A 3,683-nucleotide genomic window follows, 5' to 3' on the forward strand; every position below is an offset into this window, starting at 1 on the left:
TGTACATGAAGATCAAGAACTCCTTTGATAGTGGAATTTCGTGAATGCAGGGCATGTGAGAGAGCGGCACGGCGGAGGAGAACGCGGCGAGCTGCGATCAAGTCATGGCCGTGCGCCGTCGGCAGTTGACGGGCGGATGGCCATGTCTTGCTCGGCCGACCGGGGATTGTCGTGGTCAGAGCCGGCTCTGCCCACCCCGTTCGGGCCGGGTCGGCTGCATCAGGTGATGACGACGCGTGTCGGACCGCGTGGTCTGCGTCGGCGCAGTAGCGGAGTCCGGCGTACGGGGCGACATACATGAAGCCGTGCTGCCAGGCGGACCCACTCGGCGTGAACGGCCGTGCCTACGCGGATGTTGTAGTGCGGGAGAAGCTGAGAACCGCCTGCGCGAGGGCCGAGACGAAAAGCCCCCGGAGTTCCTCTGAGTGGCTTTGCAGGTGAGTTTCAGAAACGTCCCTTGTTCAGAAACCAGAACCCTGCACGGTGGCCCCGGGTTGCAGGTACCGGAAGGCGGCCCGCAGGCCGTCCAGCCCCATCCCGTGGAAGAGGGTTTGCCATCACATCTCGGCTCCCTGGTGAGTAGTCAGGTTGTACGAGAAGCGATCATGGCCCGGTGCCAACTCCCCGACAACACCGCGGCTTCAAAATCGGCCACGCCGTCTAATAGGGCGGTATTCGGTCATCAAGGCGGGCGAGTCCGGCATTGGGACATGTAGCGGCAGCGTTCTCCCGCCCGTGGCGTACGGCCCGCGGCGAGACCGGTAACAATGACCTCGGGAGTCCTGAGGAGTCGTGCACGACGGCGCTGTCAGCCGGGCCGCAGCGTTTCGTGCAGCGGCGGCGGCGAACCGCATGCGGAGGCTCCGGTCCACACCCTCCGGGTCTCAACCGGACGAACGCCCGCCGGAAGGACCGCAAGATCTTCGCCACTCTCCGCTGCTGCCCGACCCAGGGCTGTCATTCGCCCTCGCCTTCCGCGCAACGGCTGGTTGCGATCTCTTGGTTTTGGGGTGATGGGGTGAGAGTCAGTGGGCTTTGGGACGTTATTGCTGGTAGCAGGCTGTTTTCAGCGAGTGGGGTCACTGACTTGGGGGTAAGAGATTTGCCATGGGATCGCTGTTCCCGGGCTTTATCGCACGTGGGGTGACGCTGTCTCAGTTGCGTGAGTTCTGATCACGGTCCAGCGGGGGTTGGTGTGATCGGCGGGTGGATCAGGAAGCACGGGGACCCGGGCTTGGCAGGAATAGGTACTGGTCCGGACGCTGCTTTGCCAGCGGTGTCGGTGCGGGCGTTGCGGGGCCGGCAGTAGGCCGGGCTGCCCGGGCAACCCTGGTCCGACCGGTCCCGCCGGTCCCGCAGGTGCGCAGGGTCTGTCAGAGCCCTGGACGCCCCAAATCGAGGAGGGTGAGCGGGGAGGCGCCGCCCCGTCCGCAGGTACTTCTTCTGTTTCGCGCACTCCGCGGCCGTGGGTGCGAATCGTCGTCCTGAGAGCCTGCGGAAGGCGGGCCCGGGATGGAGGAGGGGCACATGGCCAAGGGCGAGACGTGGAAGTCCGAGGAGTACGGCAGGTCGCATGAGGGTCGGGTCGCGGTGCTGCTGTTCGACGGCACGAGGCCCGAGCCGGTGTACTTCGACTCGGCCTCCGGCCCGTCCGGCATGGTGGTCCGGGTGACGGCTCCGACCTCCCCACCCGGCCCAGCGCACGTTCTGCGGGCGGAGTGCGCCTGAAGCTGGACAGGCCAGGCGCACCCCGTGGACTGGGAGGAGGCAGACGCCCGCCCGTTCCGCGAGCACGGAAGCAGGACAGCGGGCCAGTGCCTGGACGACTGGGACAAGCACACCATCGCCGTAGGAGCTCGTAACACGATCATGATTCCGGCTTGTTGAGGCGTCGCCAGCAGATGAGGCTGCAGGCAAGGGAGACGAACGCGTCGTGGAGCTCGGTGCGGCGTTCCCATCGGACGGAGAGGCGTTTGAACTGGTGGAGCAGGGCGAAGGTCTGCTCCACGACGTAGCGGAGCTTGCCCATGTCCTTGATGTACGGGGCTCCTTTGCGGGAGATGACGGGCAGGGTCCGGCGTTTGCGCAGTTCATCGCGATTGGGGTTGGAGTCGTAGCGGCGCCTAACCTGCGGTTTTGGGCAGTGTGCATTATGTGCGCTGTGCGCGTTAAGGGCGATATCTTGACGCTCGTGACGCACGCCCGACGCATTTCCTGATGGATAGTCAGCATGAAAAGGTCGCCTCCCGCACCAGGGTTACAGCCCGGGTATGGGAGGCGGCTTTCTCTGTTGTTGGCGGTCGAGGGGACCCCTGCTCTGTCCTCCATCCCGGCTTCCCTGTCTGAACACGCACCGTGACGAAAGGAGAAGGGGGTGGGGTTGGTGGCGATCTCGCAGCGCGCGTGGAGGGCGGACGGGGCTCCGTAGGCGATCTGCAGGGGCACGGGATCCTCCCGGTTCAGTCGTCCCCGATAGTGATCTCGAGTTCGTTAACGAGGGCTTCGGCGAGGTCGGACTGCTGGCCGGGGTCGATGCGGACTTTGGCGAGGTTCGCCACGCCTCGGATTGCCGACAGGTCGTTCTCGCGCAGGTCGGTGTTGCGGTAGCGACCCCTGCCGAATTCGGTGAGCGGGTCCGCTCCTGAACCTGTTGATTGAGGGACAGCCGTTCACCCTCGCCGCGCTCGCGCAGCACTCTGGGCTCACCGTCGACCAGGCCGCCGAGGTGATGACCGCACTGGCCGCAGGACAGGCCGCCACGTCCTCGGGAGCAGCCGGTGACTGCCTCGCTCGGACTGGGCACGTACAGAGTGCGCGTCGTACCGAAGCTGGCGCGCACCGCCTGTTCCCAGGGCACGGCCTGGATCGACACCGCCCCCAACTACGGTCGCGCACACCAGCAACTCGCCCTGTCCTCGCCGAGCATGCAAGGGGGCCGTTTGCGGCCATTGATCACAAGGACCGATTTCGCCGCCCTCTCGCGAGTGACCGAAGCAGACGCAACCGTACCCCCGGCCCGCTGCCTCGACGAGCTGGGCAGGGATGCTGTCGTTCATGACGGAAGACCGTCGCACCAGCCAGGACGGAGGGGAGGCCGCAGCACGCCCGGCCGTGCTGCCTACGACGACCCACTCTGATGCCCGTGGGCCGCGCTTCCGATTGCTTTGGGCTGGTTAAGGGCCCCTCAACTGAGCCTTAAGGGCGCCTGTGGTCTCCGCGCCCCGCGCCGATCGAAACCGTAGAGGTGAGGGCCGCACACACCTCGACCTCCATCGACTTCAGGGACGTGACCTGCTTCTTTGAACGCAGTCCAGTGGTCATGGGCCTTGTGGTAAGCCCCCGCGCAGCGCCGCGAAACGCCTCTCAGCCCAATTTGTGAGGCTGCGACAGATCTGAACCATGCGCGTGATGCCGGCCGTATGCAGGACGTGGCGGGGGGACAGCGTCCATCGGATCAAGGAGTGCCAGTGTCCAGAAAACGGACTATGAGTCGTACGAAGAAGCTCGTGCTCTCTGTCTTCGCGGGAGCCCTCGTGACCGCAGGGGTCGCCGCCACGATGGCGACCGGCAATGCCGCCGTCCCCGACGTGGTGTGTCAGGGGTCGACGGTGACGTTGTCGGGTGAAGCGGGACCACCGGCGGCGAGCAGCGGGACGTTTCCGACAGGGACGAAGCTGAAGGTG

General features: G+C 65.7%; 2 protein-coding genes and 1 pseudogene. 2 read left to right on the forward strand and 1 reads right to left on the reverse strand.

Annotated elements, in window-relative coordinates:
* Window positions 1-1,527: 1,527 nt before the first annotated feature.
* Complete coding sequence (locus tag ACZ45T_RS24755; protein ID WP_468444793.1) at window positions 1,528-1,728, forward strand: hypothetical protein; 201 nt, start codon at window positions 1,528-1,530, stop codon at window positions 1,726-1,728.
* A gap of 139 nt (window positions 1,729-1,867) precedes the next feature.
* On the opposite strand, the gene ACZ45T_RS24760 is transcribed toward ACZ45T_RS24755, so the two are convergent.
* On the reverse strand, window positions 1,868-2,200 hold the full coding sequence (locus ACZ45T_RS24760) for a transposase (RefSeq protein WP_468444795.1): 333 nt from the start codon (window positions 2,198-2,200) through the stop codon (window positions 1,868-1,870).
* 1,384 nt (window positions 2,201-3,584) lie between these two features.
* On the opposite strand from ACZ45T_RS24760, the pseudogene ACZ45T_RS24765 reads away from it, so the two are divergent.
* Window positions 3,585-3,683: pseudogene (locus ACZ45T_RS24765) on the forward strand (RlpA-like double-psi beta-barrel domain-containing protein); the annotation flags it as partial.

It is taken from the genome of Streptomyces sp. NPDC030995 (assembly GCF_055571215.1).

Excerpts from the sequence above, each read along its gene's own strand:
- ACZ45T_RS24755 (WP_468444793.1), top strand. The coding sequence starts at position 1,528 with ATGGCCAAGGGCGAGACGTGGAAGTCCGAGGAGTACGGCAGGTCGCAT.